Genomic DNA, 19,502 nt, shown 5'->3' on the forward strand with positions numbered 1-19,502 from the left:
TAAATTAGTTCAGTAACAACTGAACTAATTATACTTTTGCATTCCAAATTTTATTTATTATGGTAAGTTGTAGTGAAGAAAAGAAAAAACTAGTAGAGCGTTTAGGTATTCATTTTGAGCGTGAATCAAATATTACTCCACTGGCTGCCCGCATATTGGCCTTGCTAATATTAACACCGTCAGAAGGTCTTACATTTGATGAAATCACGCAAATAACAGGAGCCAGTAAAAGTTCTATTTCGACCAATGTGAATTTACTGCTTCAGTTAAAGAATATAGATTATTTCACAAAACCAGGAGATCGTAAGCGTTATTTTAAAGTATCAAAGAATCATTTAGAGATTAACTTAAATGAGAATCTCTTAAAGGTAAATCGTGGATTAGAGATAATCGATAGTATAGATCAATTCAATAGAAAATATGAAGATGACCAGTCAGAAAAGCGAAAAATACGGCAGTTATACCAGGAATATCTCAGATCTCAACAAGAAAATTTGAAAGAAGCTATAAAGAAAATATCTAAAATCTAAGTCAAGAAAAATAATACTATGAAAAACAATAAAATACCTTTCGGTTTTGCAATATTAATGGCCATTATACTGGGCTCTTGTAAAGAAAATACATCGGCTGGACCAGGAACGATGGGCCCTAAGCAAGTTCCGGTTACAAAAGCAATCACTAAAACGCTAACAGGCTATCAAACTTACCCTGTTAGCATAGAAGGCACAATCAATAGCCAAGTTAGACCAAAAGTAACGGGATATATTACCCAAGTAAAAGTTGATGAAGGCCAGCAAGTAAAAGCAGGAGAGGTACTTTTTAGGTTAGAAACCGAAAGTTTATCACAAGATGCCCAAGCAGCTAAAGCTAATGTAAATGCTGCACAAGTAGAGGTAAATAAATTAAAACCACTAGTTGAAAAAAATATTATTAGTGCCGTACAACTTGAAACCGCAAAAGCAAAATTAGCACAAGCAAAAGCCAATTATAACAGTGTATCGGCTAGCATAGGTTATGCGACTATAAAAAGTCCGGTTAACGGGTATGTGGGTTCTATTAATTATAGAAACGGCGCTTTAGTTTCACCAAACGATGTCTTGACTACGGTTTCACAAACCGATAATGTTTATGCTTTTTTTAGTATGAATGAAAAGCAATATTTAGATTTTATCGCTAATGCGGAAGGAAAAGATTTACAAGACAAAATAGATAATTTTTTACCTGTAAAACTGCGTTTAGCCAATGACGAAATCTATAGTGAATCTGGAAAAATAGAAACGGTTTCGGGTCAAATCAATAAACAAACAGGTACGGTAAGTTTTAGAGCCCAGTTTCCTAATTCTAATAGAATTTTAAGCAATGGTAACAGTGGGAAAATATTAATTCCACAAAAATATGAAAACAAGGTTGTAATACCTGAATCATCAAGTTTTGAAAGACAAGGGAAGGTTTACGTATTTGGCGTTCAAGGAGACACTTCAGCGGTAGAAAAACCTATTGAAGTGCTTGATCGCGTATCTAACTTGATTGTGGTAAAAAAAGGAATTAAGGAAGGTGATTCATTTGTAGCAAAAGGTACCGGGCAGCTTAGAAACAATATGCCTATCAAACCTATGCTTGTGCCATTCGACAGTATTGCCAAGCCTATTGAAACTATATTTAAATAATTAATAGCTCAGCTCATTATGTTAAAGAAATTTATAGAGAGACCTGTATTAAGTACAGTAGTCTCCATTGTAATTGTGATTTTAGGAATTTTAGGGATTATAAGCCTTCCTGTCTCACAATATCCAGATATCGCACCTCCAACCGTACAGATTACCGCTAATTATCCAGGCGCCAATGCAGAGACCGTTCTTGAAAGTGTTATTATTCCTATTGAAGAGCAAGTAAACGGGGTAGAAGGTATGGACTATATTACCTCTACCGCCAGTAATTCAGGAAGGGCAGAAATCCAAGTGTTTTTTAAGCAAGGTTACGACCCAGACATCGCTGCAGTAAACGTACAAAACCGGGTAGCGAGAGCTAATCCTTTATTGCCGGCAGAGGTAGTACAATCTGGTGTTATCACGCAAAAACAACAAACAAGTGCGTTAATGTTCTTGGCTGTTCTATCTAAAAATAAAGACTATGACGCTACGTATATTCAAAATTATTTAAATATCAACGTGCTACCTGCTTTAAAAAGAATTGATGGAGTGGGAGATGTAACGGTTTTTGGAACACGTAATTATGCGATGCGCGTGTGGTTAAAACCTGAAAAATTAGCTGCTTATAATTTGATGCCTTCAGATATACGTGCTGCGATTAACGAGCAAAGTACCGAGGCAGCTGCAGGTAGTTTGGGTCAAAACAATGCCGAGTCTTTTGAGTACGTTATCAAATATAGCGGAAGATATAAAACAGAAGAGCAATACAAAGAAATCATTATAAAAGCCCTAGACAACGGGGAGTACCTTAGACTTGCCGATGTAGCCGAAATTGAGCTAGACGCCGAAGGGTTTAATGTTCAAGCTACCACAAATGGCTACCCAGCAGTTAATATGGCAGTCTACCAAACGCCAGGTTCAAATGCACAAGAGATTATAAAGCAAGTACATGAGAATTTAGATGAATTTGAGAAAAGTTTCCCAGAAGGATTAGAGGTTTACATCAACTTAGATTCAAACGAATTTTTAGAAGCTTCCATAAGCAAGGTAATCAGTACGCTAATTGAAGCATTTATTCTAGTTTTTATCGTTGTTTTTATCTTTTTACAAGACTTTAGATCAACGTTAATTCCTGCCATAGCAGTACCTGTTTCTATTATTGGTACCTTCTTCTTTTTAAATTTATTTGGTTATTCTATTAACCTACTTACCTTATTTGCTTTGGTTTTAGCTATTGGTATTGTGGTAGATGATGCGATTGTGGTAGTTGAGGCTGTACACGCCAAATTAGAAGAAGGGGCAAAGTCAGCTTTATCGGCTACACGTACCGCAATGGATGAAATTACAGGAGCAATTATTTCAATTACCCTAGTAATGGCCGCGGTATTTATTCCAGTAACCTTTATAACGGGTCCTACAGGTGTTTTTTATGAGCAATTTGGTATTACCTTGATTGTAGCTATCGCCATTTCGGCAGTAAATGCCTTGACATTGAGTCCGGCGCTGTGTGCTTTATTTTTAAAGACCAACCACGAAGAGCACCAAAATAAATCTTGGTTACAGCGTTTTTACCATAAATTCAATACGGCTTTTGAAGCTACTACCCAGCGCTACGTTAAAAGTTTATCTTTTCTCTACAAACACAAATGGATTACCCCATTTATATTGGTTTTGGCTGTAGCCGGAATTTACTTTGCAGCAGAAAAAACACCAACAGGATTTGTTCCTAATGAAGATAGAGGGGTGCTTTTTGCTAATATAGAGTTGCCAGCAGGTGCTTCTTTAGACCGTACTGTAGCGATTACCAATCAATTAAAAGATAAGGCCAATCAAATTCCTGGAGTAACGGGAGTAACTGTTGTAAATGGTTTTAGTTTAATTAGCGGACAAGGGAGTAACTTCGCAATTGCCTTTGTACGCCTAGCTCCCTGGGATGAGCGAACAGATGATGCTTTATCATCTGACGCAATTACCGGACAACTATTTGGTATAGGTGCTCAAATTCCAGGGGCAAAAATGATATTCTTTGCACCTCCTAGTATACCAGGATTTGGCGTTTCCTCTGGTTTTGAGTTTAAATTACTTGATAAAAGTGGGGGAAGCTTCAATGATTTAGACTTAGCTGCTCAAAATTTCTTAAGCAAACTAAATCAACGTCCAGAAATACAGTATGTTCAGAGTTCGTTTAACACTAATTATCCACAGTATGAGCTCAATATAAATGTACCTAAGGCAAAAGAAGCAGGGGTTTCAATTGCTAACATATTTAATACACTACAAGGTTATATTGGTAGTATTTATACCGCCGATTTTTCGCGCTACGGTAAACAATATCGTGTTTTCTTACAGGGCCTTCCCGAAGATCGAGCCAGTATTGAAGATTTAAACTCTATATACGTACGAAATAATACAGGTGAAATGTCACCAATTACTACTTATATCGATTTAAAACGTGTTTATGGTCCGCAACAAGCAACTCGATTTAACCTATTTAATTCTGTGGGCGTAAGTGGAGCTTCGGCTCCAGGATTCTCTTCTGGTGATGCTATTGCAGCCCTGCAAGAAGAAGCTAGTCAACTTTCAACAAAATATGGAATTGGATATTCTGGTTTAACCAGAGAAGAAGTAAATGCAGGATCACAGGCTTTCTTCATTTTCTTATTAAGTATTGTTTTTGTGTATTTTATTTTAGCAGCGCAATACGAAAGTTATTTTATACCATTTGCGGTTCTATTATCATTGCCAGTGGGGGTATTAGGAGCCTATATGGTTACCTATTTTGCAGGATTGCAAGCCAATATTTATTTTCAAATTGCATTGATTATGCTGGTTGGTTTACTAGCAAAGAATGCCATTTTGATTGTAGAATTTGCTATGCAACGTAGGCAACATGGTATGCCCATTGTGGAAGCGGCTTTAGAAGGTGCAAAAGTAAGATTAAGACCAATTCTAATGACTTCCTTGGCTTTTATCATAGGTTTATTGCCTTTGGTTTTTGCCTCTGGTACAGGTGCAGAAGGTAACCGTTCTATTGGTACAGGTGCTGTAGGCGGTTTACTAATAGGTACTATTTTAGGGGTATTTATTATTCCTATACTTTATATTTTCTTTCAGTGGTTACAAGAAAAAGTAGTAGGGAAAACCATGCTTGAAAAAGAAAAAGAAGCACAAGAATTAAACGAAAAAAATGCATAATGAAAAAAAATAGAATATACAATCTTTTGCTAATTGCCAGTATGCCCTTTTTGTTGGTTTCCTGCTTTGCAGCAAAAGATTATCAAAAGCCAGAAGTGCTTGAAGAAACTCACTTTAGAACAGATCAAATAGCTAAAGACTCTACATCTTTGGCTCAGCTATCCTATCAAGATTTATTTACTGATAGTATTTTGCAAGACCATATCAATACAGCGCTTAAAAACAATATCGATATTAGGGTGGCCTTGCAGCAAATTATCGCTGCAGAAGCTTATTTAAAACAGGGTAAAGCAGGTTATTTACCTAGTTTGAATGCTAATGCACAATGGACCCATCAAGAATTGGCAAGAAACAGTCAATTTGGTAGTTTCTTTAATGGTGCTTTAGATCAATATGAACTGAGTGCTGGCTTGTCTTGGGAGGCCGATATCTGGGGAAAAATAAGGAGCCAAAAAAGAGCATTTGAAGCTTCTTATTTGCAAAGTGTGGCCGCACACAAGGCTGTAAAAACCCGATTAATTGCCTCTGTAGCGAATATTTACTACCAATTACTTGCCTTAGATGAACAGATTAAGATTACCGAGCAAACCATAGAAAACCGACAAAATAGCTTATCAACTACCAACGCCTTAAAAGAAGCGGGAAATCTAACAGAAGTTGGGGTTCAGCAAACCGAAGCGCAATTATATACCGCTCAAGCCATATTGGTAGACTTGCAAAAACAGGTACGCTTACTAGAAAACAGTATGTCTATTCTTTTAGGGGAGGCGCCACAATTTATTCCTCGATCTGCATTAAGCGAGCAACAAATTACAACCGAATTAAAAACTGGAGTGCCAGCACAACTTTTAAGCAATAGACCCGATGTAATCGCAGCCGAAATGGCTTTTAGAAATGCTTTTGAGCTTAGTAATGTTGCTCGTAGTAACTTTTACCCATCTTTAACTTTAACCGCCAATACAGGCTTTCAGAGTTTAGATTTAAGTGAGTTGCTTGATGCCAACTCATTATTCGCAAATGTAGTTTCTGGCTTGGCCCAACCTATATTCAATAAACGCCAAATAAAAACGCAATATGAAGTAGCTCAAGCCCAACAAGAACAAGCAAGATTGCGTTTTAAAGAAGCTATTTTGCAAGCGAGTAAAGAAGTTTCAGATGCCATGTATGCCTACCAGGCTGCTGAAAAAAAGCAAATTCTAAAACAAAAAGAATTTAATGCTAACCAAAAGGCTACAGATTATTCTGAAGAACTGTTAAATAATGGGTTTGCTAACTATTTAGAAGTGCTTACCGCTAGTGAAAATGCTTTAAATTCTCAATTAGGAATGATTGATGCAAAATACAGTCGTCTTAAAGCCGTTGTCGATTTATACCGTGCCTTAGGAGGCGGATGGCAATAGAGAGAATTGTATTACAAGCAAAAAAGCAAATCGAAAAAATCGATTTGCTTTTTTTTTACCAGTTTGTATAGGGTAATTTCATTAAGGAGGCGTTATAATAAGCCTTATTACCCGTCACTTCTTCTCCTATCCAATCGGGTAAAGCAAGTGGTTGATTTATATTTTCTAATTCAGCTTCAGCTACCACTAATCCGCTATTTTCTCCTAGAAATTCATCTACCTCAAATAACTGATTTATAAATTTCACGTAATAGCGATATTTTTCAATTTTACCTGGCTCACAAATTTTCAAAAGTTTTTCTGCATCAGCTACAGCTATAGTTTGTTCCCATTCAAACCGACTCAAGCCTTTTTCATCAGATTTACCTTTAACGGTTATCCATGCTTTTTGTTCTTGAATTCGGATACGTACACTGCGTTCAGGATGCGTATTTAAATAGGCTTGAATGGTATATTTTTTCTCAAAAGCCAAAGCTTTATACCGACTATTTTTTACTAAAAATTTACGTTCTATTTCGCGCATTGGTGTGAACTGCTTTTAATGATACTTTGAAGCAACAAAGGTATTGCTAAATGCATTGTTAGCAAATCATTATTTCTTATTCTAACTTTGTAGCATGGTAAAAGAGCGCAAAATAATACATATAGATATGGATGCCTTTTACGCCTCTGTAGAACAGCTAGATCATCCAGATTTACAAGATAAACCCATTGCGGTAGGCGGTGGCGGTAAAAGAGGTGTGGTGGCCGCTGCCAGCTATGAAGCCCGTAAATTTGGGGTACGAAGCGCTATGAGTGGTAGGTTAGCTAGTAAGCTTTGCGCGGATTTAATTTTTATAAAACCACGATTTGAACGTTACAAAGAAATATCTGGACAAATACGTAGCATCTTTTTAAATTATACGCCTTTAGTAGAGCCTTTATCGCTTGATGAAGCTTATTTAGACGTTACTGAAAACTTAAAAGGCTTAAGTAGTGCGTCACAAATCGCCCGCTTAATACGAGCAGAAATAAAAGATAAAACCGGACTAAATGCATCTGCAGGCATTTCAATTAATAAATTTGTTGCTAAAATTGCTAGTGATATAAACAAGCCTAACGGGCAAAAAACTGTACCTCCCGAGGAAGTTGAACAATTTTTAGAAGATTTAGAAATAAAAAAGTTTTTTGGTGTTGGTAAAGTTACCGCACAAAAAATGTATCAGCTTGGAATTTTTAAAGGTTCAGATTTAAAATTAAAATCACTAGAATTTTTAGAAAATCATTTTGGGAAAAGCGGTAAATTATATTACCAAGTTGTAAGAGGGGTGCACCTAAGTGAAGTGAAGCCAGAGCGAATACGTAAATCTGTGGGTGCCGAGCGCACTTTTTCAAACAATATTAGTTCTGAAATTTTTCTTGAAGAACGTTTAGGCCATATTGCTGCAGAAGTAGCTCAGCGCCTAGACAAAAATAAATTCTCAGGCAAAACCATTACACTTAAAATAAAATATGGCGATTTTAGTGTACAAACCCGAAGTAAAACCCTGGCTTTTTATATTCGAGATAAAGCCCTCATTCTCGAAAATGCAAAGTCACTGTTGTACCAAGAAAAATTGCATAACTCCGTACGTTTAGTAGGAATTTCGATTACTAATTTAAAAAAAGCTGGACATGAATCCGTAAAGCAAGAACCAACAACATTTATGGGTAAACAACTTAAATTTAAATTTTAATCTGGGTAGCTTATTTACTTGTTATATTTACAACATGAAAAAAACCTTGGGAAAAGATCAACGTTTAAAAAGTAAAACAGCTATAAAAGCACTTTTTGAAAATGGAGAAACGCAGAAAAAATTTCCGCTCAGAATGGTATATAATCCTGCTTTTAAAAAAAATCAAGATGCTCCAAAAATAATGGTTAGCGTTCCTAAGCGCAACTTTAAACTTGCAGTTGACAGAAACCGTATCAAAAGACAAATACGCGAAGCTTACCGGTTACAAAAAGATCAGATTAAGCTGCATAAAAACTATCATATCTTGTTTATTTTTTTAGGTAATAGAAAGCAGACTTCTACCACTATTTCAAAAGCAATGCAGCAGCTTCTAATCGAATTTAATAAAAAAGTTTAGCTTTAAGAGCCACTAAAAATCTAATCTATACTTGAATTTTATTTGCTTATATTTACCCGACAGGTTTACTCCTGCAATCAACTTTTTAAAGCAAAACATTCATGAAAAAAGGAATAATAGGAATAACGCTGGTAGGTATTTTTATACTTACATCGGGATTTAAAAATGATTTTTTTGCTATAGCCAAGCAAATAGAACTTTTTACTTCTGTTTTTAAAGAGATAACCATGAATTATGTAGATGAAACCAATCCTGCAGAATTAATGGATACAGCTTTAACTGCTATGTTGCGTGAATTAGACCCTTACACCCAGTATTATAATCAGCAAGAGGTTGAACAAGCCCTTATCAATCAATCTGGTGAGGTGGCCAGTATTGGGGCACGTATAAAAAGTAACAAAAATAAATTAATTGTTGTAGCCTTAACCCAAGATGCCCCAGCAGATCAAGCCGGTCTAAAACCTGGTGATGAATTGGTGCGAATAAATGATATTACAATAAGTGAATATGCAGAAAATGCAATTAACTTACTCAATGGGGCGGCTAATACCAGTGTGAATATTGCGTATAAACGCCAGGGTAAAATTTATGAGGCTCAAATAAAAAGATCTGCTCGAAAAGAAAAAGCGGTACCGTTTTATAATTTAGATAAAGAAGCCAACGGATATATTGTACTTAAAGAATTTACGAGAACTGCTTCTTTTGAAGTAGGAATGGCAGCAAAAGATTTAATAGATCAAGGCGCAAAAAGACTGATTTTAGATTTACGCAACAACCCAGGAGGATTATTAAGTGAAGCAGTAAATGTTGCTAATTTATTTGTCCCCAAAAACACCTTGATTACCTATACCCAGTCTAATATTGATAAATACAATCAGAGTTATAAAACTAAAAATGAAGCTTTAGATACGCAAATACCCTTAGCAATTCTTATAAATGCCAAAAGTGCCTCTGCAAGCGAAATTGTTGCGGGTAGTTTACAAGATTTAGATCGGGCAGTGATTATTGGAGGCAAAAGTTTTGGTAAAGGATTGGTACAACGCCCTAAAAATTTAAGCTATGGTTCTCAGGTTAAAATAACCATTTCGCGGTATTACACCCCTAGCGGAAGATGTATTCAAGCCTTAGATTATAGCAAAAACGGACAGGCTATAGAAAATAAGAAGCACAAAGCATTTAAAACCAAAGCAGGTAGAATAGTTTATGATGCGGGAGGTATAACACCAGACGTAAGTTTGGCTTCTTCTTTAGTAAGTCCTGTCACCCAAGCACTACTAGACCAAGGTTTGATTTTTGATTTTAGCACTCAATATTTCCTTAATAACAAAGGGGTAAATATGGATTCTTACCCTAAAAATGCTGCTATTTTTAAAGCATTTGACCAATTTCTTAAAAAGGTTGAATTTAATTATGAGACCAACACTGAAAAAGATTTAAAAAAGCTTAAAGAACAAGCTGAAAAGGAAGGAATGGCTACTAAACTAAATGAAGCACTAAGCAATTTAGAACTTCAACTTAAAAACACAAAAGCCGAAGCTATTGAAAGACAAAAAGAAGAGATACTATACTGGATAAATAAGCAGTTATTATCGAATTATTTTTATGAAAAAGGAGCCTATGAATATTTTTCAAAACACAATTCCGAAATTTTAGAAGCCAAACGCATTTTAAGTGATACTAAAGCTTACGCCGATATTTTAAATAAAGCTTAATTTATAAATATGCGCGAGAGGTATAAAAATCAATTACAATTCTTGGGTTATCAAAAAGCTCATCATTTAATTTTACCAGATTCCTTTTACGGATTAGATTTTTTTAAACTACCCGCTAAAGAAAACCCTATTCAAGCCGTAGAATTAGCAGCACTTCCCGATAAATTGATTTTAGGTAAACGAGCAGAAGCTTTTTTTGAGGCAGAGATAAATCAATCTAACCGCTATGATGTACTAGTTAGTAATCTTCAAATAATCGATAATAAAATAACCCTAGGTGAGATCGATTTTTTACTAAAAGATTTAAGATCTGGTGATATTTCACACGTAGAACTAGTTTATAAATTTTATTTGCTTGATATACGTATTAAAAATCCGCTTGAAGCTTGGGTAGGAGCCAACCGAAAAGATTCGCTATGGCGAAAATTAGATCACTTAAAAAACCATCAGCTTCCGCTTTTACAAAAGCCTAGTGTTCAGTATTTTTTAAAAAAATTGGGGATTAACCCTAATCAAATTAAGAATCAATATGCCCACTTTAAAGCACATCTTTTCTTACCAAAGGGATATAATAAGCCCATTTTACCAGATTTAAATCCTAACTGTATTTCGGGTACTTACGTAGATTTAAATAGCTTTAAAAGTGATACGTATTTTAGAGATAAACTGTATTATTCTCCGTTTAAAAAAGACTGGAGTATAGCTCCTCATTTGGAGGTAAATTGGGAAGATTACAACAAACAATTAGAAGAAGTTGAATATCTTGCTCAAAACAAAAAATCATCTTACTTATGGGTAAAAAATAAGCTCGAGCAAATCGAGCTTATCTTTGTAGTTTGGTGGCCTATTGACTAAAAATTAGCTTACTTCGCTACTCCCCATTACGGTATAAGAGGGATCTTCAATAATATTCACCTGTATAATTTTCTCTGCATTATGTAAAAGTCTTCTACAGTCTGGACTCAAATGCTTGAGATGTATTTTTTTACCTTGTTTTAAATAGCGTTCGGTTAATTTGTTTACGGCGTCGATTGCACTCATATCTGCAATTCTACTTTCGGCGAAATCAATAATCACTTCATCAGGATCATTTTCTACATCAAATTTACTTGTAAAAGCCGTGGTCGAACCAAAAAACAAAGGTCCGTACAATTCATAATGCTTCACTCCATTTTCATCTACATATTTTCGTGCACGTATGCGTTTAGCACTTTCCCAAGCAAATACCAATGCCGATATAATAACACCAATAAGTACAGCTAAGGCTAAATTATGCAAAATAATGGTTATAAAAGTTACCACGAGCATAACAAATATATCGTGTTTAGGCATTTTTGAAAGTGCCTTAAAACTTGCCCATTCAAAAGTACCAAAAGCCACCATAATCATAACGCCAGTTAAAGCCGCCATTGGTATTAATTCTATTACAGGAGCTCCCACTAATATTATTACTAATATGGTTAAGGCCGCTACAATACCCGATAATCTTGCTCTAGATCCAGAAGATAGATTTACTAGAGTTTGAGCAATCATTGGGCAACCTCCCATTCCAAAGAAAAAACCGTTGGTAATATTGGCAGCCCCTTGTGCTAGGCATTCTCTATTGCTATTTCCTTTGCTATTGGTGATTTCATCTACAAGGTTTAAAGTAAGGAGCCCTTCGGTTAAACCTACTGCAGCCATTATTAGTCCATAGGGTAAAATTATCTTGAGTGTTTCTAAAGTAAATGGAATATCGGGAATATGAAAGGGAGGCAAACTACCGCTTACTGAGGCAATATCTACAACCTGTTTAGTATCTATATTGAAGACTAGTACCAAGATAAAAACAACCAAAATAGCTACTAAAGAAGCAGGAACAGCTTTTGTTATTTTTGGTAAAATTAGGATAATACCTATGGTTAATGCGGTAAGACCCGCCATAATTAAAAATGGTGTTCCTGTGAGCCAAGTATATTCTCCATTCATTTTAATTTTGAATTGCTCTAGCTGCGACATAAAAATAATCACCGCTAAACCATTTACAAATCCAAACATAACGGGTTGTGGAACCAACCGAATGAATTTACCTAGTTTAAAAAGCCCTACCAAAATTTGTATAAAACCTGCAATAGCTACCGCTCCAAAAACGTATTCTAAGCCATGCGATTGCATTAATGCGATTAATACCACTACGGTAGCCCCAGCACCGCCAGAAACCATACCTGGTCTACCTCCAAAAATGGCGGTAATTAATCCCATTATAAAAGCCGCATATAAACCCACTAGCGGAGGGAAATCTGCTAAAATGGCGAAAGACAGCGATTCTGGAATCATTGTCATAGCTACGGTTAAACCGGCTAATATTTCTGTTTTATAGTTTACTTTTTGCTTAAAGTCAAATAAATTGAGTACTTTTTTCATAAGGTAATGGGCTTTATCACTTGAAAATCAACCTGAAAGCTCGTTTTTTAAAATAGTTTGCAAAAGTAAAAAAAATAGATGACTTCATGGGTCTATATAGCTTAAGCTATTTATAGTAAAGCATATTGATATGCGGTATCCCATCTTCTAAGTAAGAGTCTCCTGATTTTACAAATCCTAAGGAGGTATAAAATTCTAACAAATAAAGCTGTGCTGAGATTCGAATTGAAGAGGTAGAGTAGTGTGATGCTATTGCCTTTATGGCTTGATGCATAAGTTGTTGACCAAATGCTTTTTTACGTTGATTTTTTGCAACCAAAACCCTGCCAATACTAGCTTCAGTAAAATAAAGTCCGGGTTTAAAACAACGAGCGTAAGCTACCAATTCATTATTTTTATAACCTAGTATATGCAAAGCCTGTTGATCTTTATTATCTAGATCTGGATACAAACAATTTTGTTCGAGAACAAAAACATCAGCTCGAAGTTTTGCAAGCGCATACAGCTGATTTAAAGAAAGTTGACTGAAATTTTTTTGATAAAAAGTAATAGGCATATTTAGTCTTGTACAATTATTTCTTTGGTATCGTTCTTATTAAATTCTGGTTGAAGATTAAAATGATTAATACCGTATTTTTGGTTCAGTAATACTTTTAGTTCTTCTAATATTTCATTAAAACTTGAAAGCGAAATATCGTGATGAAAATCAAGATGAGCTTCGAGATGAATTTCGGTTTCATTGAGTGACCAAATATGCACGTGATGCATATTTTTTATTTCGGGAAAACTACAAGCTGTTTTTACTAATTCTTCTGTTCGAATAGATTCTGGGGTAAAGAGCATCAAAATATTAAAAGAGGATTTTAATAAATCATAACCCATTACAATTAAGTAAACAGCAATACCAGCAGTAAGCAAACTATCTATCCAATAAAATCCGTAAAAACGCATTAATAAACCTCCTAATAATACCGCTACGGAAGCTAACATATCGGTTAATAAATGAAGATATGCCGATTTCATATTCATATTTGCTTTACTGTCTTTTTTCATCAGTAAAACACTAAACCCATTACCTAAAATGGCCACTGCGGCCAACACGATTACTATAGTAGAATCTATGCTTTGTGGATTTATAAATCGATCTATGGATTCTTTTATTAAAAGGACAGAAATAACCATAAGGCTAGCGGCATTAACAAAAGCTGCAATAATTTCTGCCCTTTTATACCCGAATGTTTTACTAAAAGAGGCACTTTTTGAAGCCATTTTGTTGGCCCAAAAACTTATAATAAGACTCACCACGTCTGTAAAATTATGTAAAGCATCAGACAATAAAGCGAGGCTACCGCTAATAAGGCCTCCTATAACCTGTGAAATGGTTATGAGTATATTTAAAAAAATAGATATTTTTAAATTCTTACCTGAAAGTACAGGATGTTTATGATCGTGGTGGTGACTCATATTATTGGCAAGCGATTTTATTTACCCGGTTTTGATGTCTTCCGCCTTCAAATTGAGTACTTAAATAAGTGTCTACCATTTCAATTGCTTGCGGTAGACTGGTAAAACGAGCAGGAATACTTAATATATTTGCATCGTTATGTGCTCGTGCTAGTTCTACTATTTCTTTGGTCCAACATAAAGCGCATCTCACGTCTGCATGTTTATTAGCGGTCATAGCAGCACCATTACCGCTTCCGCAAATAATTATTCCTAAATCTACCTTTTGCTCACTTACCGATTGAGCAACAGGGTGAATAAAATCTGGGTAATCTACACTCTCTTCGTGGTCTGTACCATGATTAATTACTTTTACTCCTTTATTCTCTAGATGATTAATAATGGCTTTTTTGTATGCCGTACCGGCATGATCGTTTCCAATTGCGATGGTCATAATAAAATTTTGTGTTGTTGATAGAGACAAAGGTATGAAGTTTTTCAGCCAGAATGATTATTTACAGGTGTGTTAATTAAAAATGATAAACACTTCAGCTTAAAGCAATTAATAATTCACTCATTTTGTTGATAAGTGCTAATATTTTCTTAAAACTAATTTTTGCTTATTCCATATTTATTTCCATATAACAGTTTATTTAGCGAAATCAAGTGAAGTTATTGATTTTTTAAAAAAAGTTTTGGGTTAGAATTTCACACTTATTAACATAGTATTTAAAAATCTTTAATAAACATTCTCTTGTGAATTGACTTTTTAACAGTTGTTAATAAATGTATCTAAAATAATATAAATCAATATTTTACTATTAACAAATGAATTAAAGATAGTTTAGAATATGTGCTTAACGAATAATCAAAAAATTGATATGTAAAATTATACCGCTATTCACAAACAATAATAATCATCATTTTTTTTTTTTAATTTAAATAAGAAGAAAATAATAATACTATAGAATGTTGATAAGTTGGCTAAAGCGAAAAAGAACCCGAATTAAACTTAAAAAAATAGATAGACTAAAACTACCTATTTAGAAAATGGCATTAATCGAAAAGAAAATACTTAGATAGCCCAAAATAAAAATGAGCATAAATAAGAAAAGATATTTTTTACTTTTAGACATCAAAAATGGATTGTTAGTAATGTATACCTCAAAAATACAATATTTTTGCATTTATTTAACATTATTGTAATGTTATTTAATGGTTAGCTTTATGTAAAGTAGTAAAGTTGTGCTATTTTTTATATTTTAAATACAAAAGTTTATATAAAATACACTTAGCATTCGTTTATATACTTTACTTTTATCCAAGTAAATAGATACTATGACAAAAAGAAAAAAGAAAAAATCCTCTCAAAATAAAATAAATAATCTCTCTCAAAAGATTTTAAGCATATTGCGGGAACATCCTGAAAAAACTTTTAATTACAAGCAAATTGCGGCTAAATTAAAGGTTAATGATGCTTCAGGTAGAAATCAAATAATTAAAAAACTCAATCAATTAGCTGGGAAAAAAGATATTTTGTCTGTTGATCGGGGTAAATTTAAGATCAATTTACAACATAATTACTACCAAGGTGTGGTTGATATGACCTCTAAAGGTGATGCTTACATAGTATTAGAAAATGAGGATAATGATGTTTTTGTACCCAATAATCAATTGAATAAAGCTTTAGATGGAGATTTGGTGAAAATTTATATCTATAACAAAAGAAGAAATAGAAGAAGTGAAGGTGAGGTAGTTGAAGTGATAGCCAGAAATAAAACAAAATTTGTAGGTACCTTGAGCAAACAAGAGAATTTTGGCTTCGTTGTAGTGAATGATCCTAAAATGTATACCGATATTTTTATAGGGAAAGATCAATTGGATAAAGCTGAAGATGGAATGTTGGTTTTGGCTGAAATAAAAGAATGGAAGAAAAAAGGAGATTCGCCTCTAGGTAGTATTGTTGAAGTTTTAGGTAAGCCAGGAGAACACGAAACAGAAATGAAAGGAATTCTGGCAACAAATGATATTGCGGCTGAATTTCCAGAAGAAGTAGAAACATTTGCGCAACAGCTAGATACAAGTATAAATACACAAGAAATTAAAAAGAGAAAAGATTTACGGGAAGTACTTACTTTTACTATAGATCCTAAAGATGCTAAAGACTTTGATGATGCTTTGAGTTTTAGAACTTTAGAAAATGGCAATGTAGAAATCGGCATTCATATTGCAGATGTTTCGCATTATGTAAAGCCCGGCACGCCATTAGATGATGAAGCATACGAAAGGGCTACTTCTATTTATTTAGTTGACCGCGTAATACCCATGTTACCCGAAGTTCTATCAAATAAAGCTTGTTCCTTGCGACCTCACGAAGAAAAATTTACTTTTTCGGCTATTTTTGAACTCAATGCACAAGCCAAAGTTATTAATCAATGGTTCGGTAGAACGGTCACCTATAGCGACGCCCGTTTTTCCTATGAAGAGGCACAGCATATTATTGAAACTAAACAGGCTAATATACCGGCAGAGATTGCAATTGAAGGCGAAAGCTATGAAGCCGATTCAAGGGTGGTTGAAGCGATATTGAGTCTAGACAAGTTAGCTAAAATTTTACGTAAAAAACGTATGCAATCGGGTGCGATTTCTTTTGATAAAGTTGAAGTTAAATTCAATTTAGATGAAGATAATGAACCTTTAGGTGTATTTTTCAAAACCGCGAAAGACGCCAATAAATTAATCGAAGAATTCATGTTATTGGCCAATAAAAAAGTAGCCGAGTTTATCGCTAAACAAGAACCAAAGAAAACTTTTATATACCGCTGCCATGATGAACCTAACGATGAAAAATTAGCTTCTTTAGAGACCTTAGTCGCTAAATTTGGTTACAAACTTAATTTGAGTAGTCCTAAAGCTATTTCTAATTCCTTAAACGGATTGCTAGAAGAAGTACAAGGTAAAAAAGAACAAAATCTGGTTGATACGCTTACCATTCGAAGTATGAGTAAAGCATATTATAGTACAAAAAATATCGGGCACTACGGCTTAGCTTTTGACGCATATAGTCACTTTACCTCGCCTATTAGACGATACCCAGATATTATGGCACATCGTTTATTGCAGCATTATTTAGATCAAAAATCGAGTCCAGACGATGAAGTTTATGAAGATCGATGCAATCATTGTAGCGATATGGAGAATTTTGCCACACAAGCAGAACGCGATTCCATTAAATACATGCAAGTAAAATTTATGAAAAATCATCAAGACGAAACCTTTTTAGGTGTTATTTCTGGTGTAACCGAATGGGGTATTTATATTGAAGTACAAGAGAATAAATGTGAAGGAATGGTACGCTTGCGCGATTTAAATGATGACCACTACGATTATGACCCAGAAAATTTTGCTGTGGTTGGGAGAAATTCTAAAAAGGTGTATCAATTAGGAGATGATGTGTTGGTAAAAGTTAAAGAAGCCGATGTAATTAAAAGGCATCTTGATTTTCACTTATTAGGTCATGTCGAATCTTAATTTTATAAGTATGAAAAATGTTATAGGAATATTTAGTATTTTATGGTTGGCAATTTTGCAACCACAAATTTTAAATGCACAAAGAAATTTTGAAGTAGATGACTTTAAAGAGGTAAAAGTCTTTAGTAAAATTCACGTACAAGTAAAAATAGCAGAAACCAATCGCGTTGAAATAAAAACTGGAAGTCCAGATGATATTTCAATATTTGTAGAAGAAGGAATTTTAAAAATTAAATCGGCCTTAAAAAATCTTTGGGAAGATGAGGATATACAAATTGATGTCTATGCTAAAAATCCGGTTACTTTAGATGCTAATGAAGGTGCTTATATCTATGCAGAAAAGATAAATCAGCCAGAGCTACATCTAAAAGTACAAGAAGGTAGTGAAATCAAAGTAGTAGATATTAATGTAAAAACCTTAAAGTTAAAAGCGGTAACAGGTGGAATTTTAATTGCCAAAGGTTTAGCAGAAGACCAGATGGTTAAAGTAAGAACAGGGGCAGAGTATGATGGCCAGGGTTTAATAAGCAAAAAAACTACTGTAGAAATTAATGCCGGGGGATTGGCGCACGTGCATGCCACAGAAGCTTGTGATGCAAAAGCCAGCACTGGGGGTAGTATCTTAATTTATGGTAAACCCAAAAACCTGAATAAAAAAGCAAGCTTTGGCGGAAGCATCTCCTTAAAATAAATCAGTTGCTTACCTTTGTATAAGATAGATGCTTCTAAGTATGATAGATATTATTCTAAAGGCCATACCCTTAGGCTTTTTTTTAGCTTTTTTATTGGGTCCCGTTTTTTTTGTTTTACTCGAAACAGCAGCCTTAAAAGGATTTAAAGCGGCTATATCTTTTGATATAGGCGTAATAGTAGCCGATATTGTCTTTCTATGCATTGCTTATTTTAGTACCAGTAAGCTTTTAAACAGTATTAAAGACGATCCTGCTCTTTTTATTTTTGGCGGAGGTATTCTTATTACCTATGGATTAATTACTTATATAAAAGGCAAAAAAGCAGTAAATACACATAATGATAATGAGGTACGCCAATTAAAAAAAAGTGATATTGCTGGGCTTTTTGCAAAAGGATTTCTACTCAACTTTGTGAATATTGGGGTGTTGGGATTCTGGCTGGGATTAATCATAATTTTTGGACCCCAATTAGATATGCAACCCGATAAATTATTGGTTTTCTTTGCCAGTGTATTATTGAGTTATTTTGTGGTGGATTTGTTAAAGATTCTATTAGCCAAAAGACTGAATCATAAATTAACCCCAAAAAGAATTATTTCTATTAAAAAAATAATAAGCTTACTCATTATAGTTTTTGGATTGGTTCTAGTGGGTAGAGGTATTTTCCCCGAAGAGCTTAATAGCTTTGAAAAGGATGTTGAATATAATTTACCTCAAGAATAATGAAATAAAAACAAAAAATGCAACAATTTAAATTGTTGCATTTTTTTGAGGTGCCGAGCGGATTCGAACCGCTGTAGATGGTGTTGCAGACCACTGCCTAGCCACTCGGCCACGGCACCTTATCATTGCAGTGCAAATGTAATGAAAAAAAATCTATAAAAACAAATTATCGTTTAGCCTTTAAAGTGATACTTACCGAAGCTACATCACCACCAAGTGGCGGATTTACTTTAGCTACACTTACTTCTGCTTTAGTAACTTGTTTTAAATCAGTAAAAATACGGTCTAAAATACGTTGAGCCACGTGTTCTAATAATTTAGAACGAATGGCCATTTCTTCTTTTACAATTTTGTTTAAATGAACATAATCTACAGTATCGCTAAGTTCATCGCTTAAAGCGGATGGAGCTAAATCTGCTTTCACTTTTAAATCTACTCTATAATCGCTCCCTATTTTACCTTCTTCTGTTAAACACCCGTGATGTGCGTAAACGCGAATGTTATTTAATTTTATAATCCCCACAATATTTTTTTTACGAAGATACAAGCATTTATTTTTTCAACTTATTTTTAAATGAAATTATTCTTTTAAAGAATGTTCTTCCAGCTAGGATGATGTTTTTTTTAGAATATTTGTATTTT

17 protein-coding genes and 1 tRNA gene are annotated in these 19,502 nt (G+C 34.3%); 11 read left to right on the top strand and 7 right to left on the bottom strand.

Annotated features, from left to right (window positions below; all coding sequences use genetic code 11):
* Window positions 1-59: 59 nt before the first annotated feature.
* The 4 genes from ACFSQ0_RS08975 to ACFSQ0_RS08990 are packed head-to-tail and all read left to right on the top strand — an operon-like array spanning window position 60 to window position 6,244.
* Window positions 60-530: a GbsR/MarR family transcriptional regulator gene (locus ACFSQ0_RS08975; RefSeq protein ID WP_379047161.1), complete on the top strand. Its 471-nt coding sequence runs from the start codon at window positions 60-62 to the stop codon at window positions 528-530.
* An 18-nt stretch (window positions 531-548) separates the two neighbouring features.
* The gene (locus ACFSQ0_RS08980) at window positions 549-1,667 is read left to right on the top strand and encodes an efflux RND transporter periplasmic adaptor subunit (protein ID WP_379047164.1); all 1,119 of its coding nucleotides are present in this window, start codon (window positions 549-551) and stop codon (window positions 1,665-1,667) included.
* 18 nt (window positions 1,668-1,685) lie between these two features.
* A complete protein-coding gene (locus ACFSQ0_RS08985; protein ID WP_379047167.1) occupies window positions 1,686-4,844 on the top strand; it encodes an efflux RND transporter permease subunit in 3,159 nt (1,052 codons plus the stop codon).
* Window positions 4,844-6,244 (top strand): efflux transporter outer membrane subunit, encoded by a 1,401-nt coding sequence (locus tag ACFSQ0_RS08990; RefSeq protein WP_379047170.1) that lies wholly within the window; start codon window positions 4,844-4,846, stop codon window positions 6,242-6,244. Before ACFSQ0_RS08985 ends, ACFSQ0_RS08990 begins: the two co-directional genes overlap by 1 nt.
* A 55-nt stretch (window positions 6,245-6,299) precedes the next feature.
* Here ACFSQ0_RS08990 and ACFSQ0_RS08995 read toward each other — a convergent pair whose 3' ends face one another.
* Complete coding sequence (locus ACFSQ0_RS08995) at window positions 6,300-6,767, bottom strand: CYTH domain-containing protein (protein WP_379047173.1); 468 nt, start codon at window positions 6,765-6,767, stop codon at window positions 6,300-6,302.
* A 94-nt stretch (window positions 6,768-6,861) separates the two neighbouring features.
* On the opposite strand from ACFSQ0_RS08995, the gene dinB reads away from it, so the two are divergent.
* From dinB to ACFSQ0_RS09015, 4 genes are all read left to right on the top strand, one after another.
* Window positions 6,862-7,959 (top strand): DNA polymerase IV, encoded by a 1,098-nt coding sequence (gene dinB, locus ACFSQ0_RS09000; RefSeq protein WP_379047176.1) that lies wholly within the window; start codon window positions 6,862-6,864, stop codon window positions 7,957-7,959.
* Window positions 7,960-7,993: 34 nt separating this feature from the next.
* A complete protein-coding gene (rnpA, locus tag ACFSQ0_RS09005; protein WP_379047179.1) occupies window positions 7,994-8,356 on the top strand; it encodes a ribonuclease P protein component in 363 nt (120 codons plus the stop codon).
* A 101-nt stretch (window positions 8,357-8,457) separates the two neighbouring features.
* Window positions 8,458-10,068 (top strand): S41 family peptidase, encoded by a 1,611-nt coding sequence (locus ACFSQ0_RS09010; protein ID WP_379047182.1) that lies wholly within the window; start codon window positions 8,458-8,460, stop codon window positions 10,066-10,068.
* A gap of 9 nt (window positions 10,069-10,077) precedes the next feature.
* Entirely contained in the window at window positions 10,078-10,923 is an 846-nt protein-coding gene (locus ACFSQ0_RS09015) for a DUF1853 family protein (protein WP_379047184.1), read from the top strand.
* Between the two features lie 3 nt (window positions 10,924-10,926).
* Here ACFSQ0_RS09015 and ACFSQ0_RS09020 read toward each other — a convergent pair whose 3' ends face one another.
* The 4 genes from ACFSQ0_RS09020 to rpiB form a co-directional block, all read right to left on the bottom strand.
* Complete coding sequence (locus ACFSQ0_RS09020; RefSeq protein ID WP_379047187.1) at window positions 10,927-12,471, bottom strand: SulP family inorganic anion transporter; 1,545 nt, start codon at window positions 12,469-12,471, stop codon at window positions 10,927-10,929.
* Between the two features lie 106 nt (window positions 12,472-12,577).
* Complete coding sequence (locus ACFSQ0_RS09025) at window positions 12,578-13,027, bottom strand: GNAT family N-acetyltransferase (RefSeq protein ID WP_379047190.1); 450 nt, start codon at window positions 13,025-13,027, stop codon at window positions 12,578-12,580.
* Window positions 13,028-13,029: 2 nt separating this feature from the next.
* Window positions 13,030-13,935, bottom strand: a complete 906-nt coding sequence (locus ACFSQ0_RS09030; RefSeq protein ID WP_379047193.1) for a cation diffusion facilitator family transporter — start codon at window positions 13,933-13,935, stop codon at window positions 13,030-13,032.
* Window position 13,936: 1 nt separating this feature from the next.
* Complete coding sequence (gene rpiB, locus ACFSQ0_RS09035) at window positions 13,937-14,368, bottom strand: ribose 5-phosphate isomerase B (protein ID WP_379047195.1); 432 nt, start codon at window positions 14,366-14,368, stop codon at window positions 13,937-13,939.
* A gap of 884 nt (window positions 14,369-15,252) precedes the next feature.
* On the opposite strand from rpiB, the gene rnr reads away from it, so the two are divergent.
* From rnr to ACFSQ0_RS09050, 3 genes are read left to right on the top strand one after another with little or no spacing between them, the layout of a single operon-like run.
* Window positions 15,253-17,445 carry a ribonuclease R gene (gene rnr, locus ACFSQ0_RS09040; protein ID WP_379047198.1) on the top strand — a complete coding sequence of 731 codons (2,193 nt, stop codon included), beginning with the start codon at window positions 15,253-15,255 and terminating at the stop codon, window positions 17,443-17,445.
* A 10-nt stretch (window positions 17,446-17,455) separates the two neighbouring features.
* Window positions 17,456-18,136, top strand: coding sequence for a head GIN domain-containing protein (locus ACFSQ0_RS09045; RefSeq protein ID WP_379047201.1), 681 nt, complete (start codon window positions 17,456-17,458; stop codon window positions 18,134-18,136).
* Window positions 18,137-18,176: 40 nt separating this feature from the next.
* Window positions 18,177-18,860, top strand: a complete 684-nt coding sequence (locus tag ACFSQ0_RS09050; protein WP_379047204.1) for a LysE family translocator — start codon at window positions 18,177-18,179, stop codon at window positions 18,858-18,860.
* Between the two features lie 48 nt (window positions 18,861-18,908).
* Here ACFSQ0_RS09050 and ACFSQ0_RS09055 read toward each other — a convergent pair.
* Both ACFSQ0_RS09055 and folB read right to left on the bottom strand, forming a co-directional pair.
* Window positions 18,909-18,979, bottom strand: a tRNA-Cys gene (locus tag ACFSQ0_RS09055).
* Between the two features lie 47 nt (window positions 18,980-19,026).
* On the bottom strand, window positions 19,027-19,383 hold the full coding sequence (gene folB, locus ACFSQ0_RS09060; RefSeq protein WP_147861840.1) for a dihydroneopterin aldolase: 357 nt from the start codon (window positions 19,381-19,383) through the stop codon (window positions 19,027-19,029).
* Between the last annotated feature and the right edge of the window lie 119 nt (window positions 19,384-19,502).

Origin of the sequence: Mesonia sediminis, from assembly GCF_042684705.1 — a bacterium.
In the GTDB taxonomy this organism is placed as follows: Bacteria; Bacteroidota; Bacteroidia; order Flavobacteriales; family Flavobacteriaceae; genus Mesonia; species Mesonia sediminis.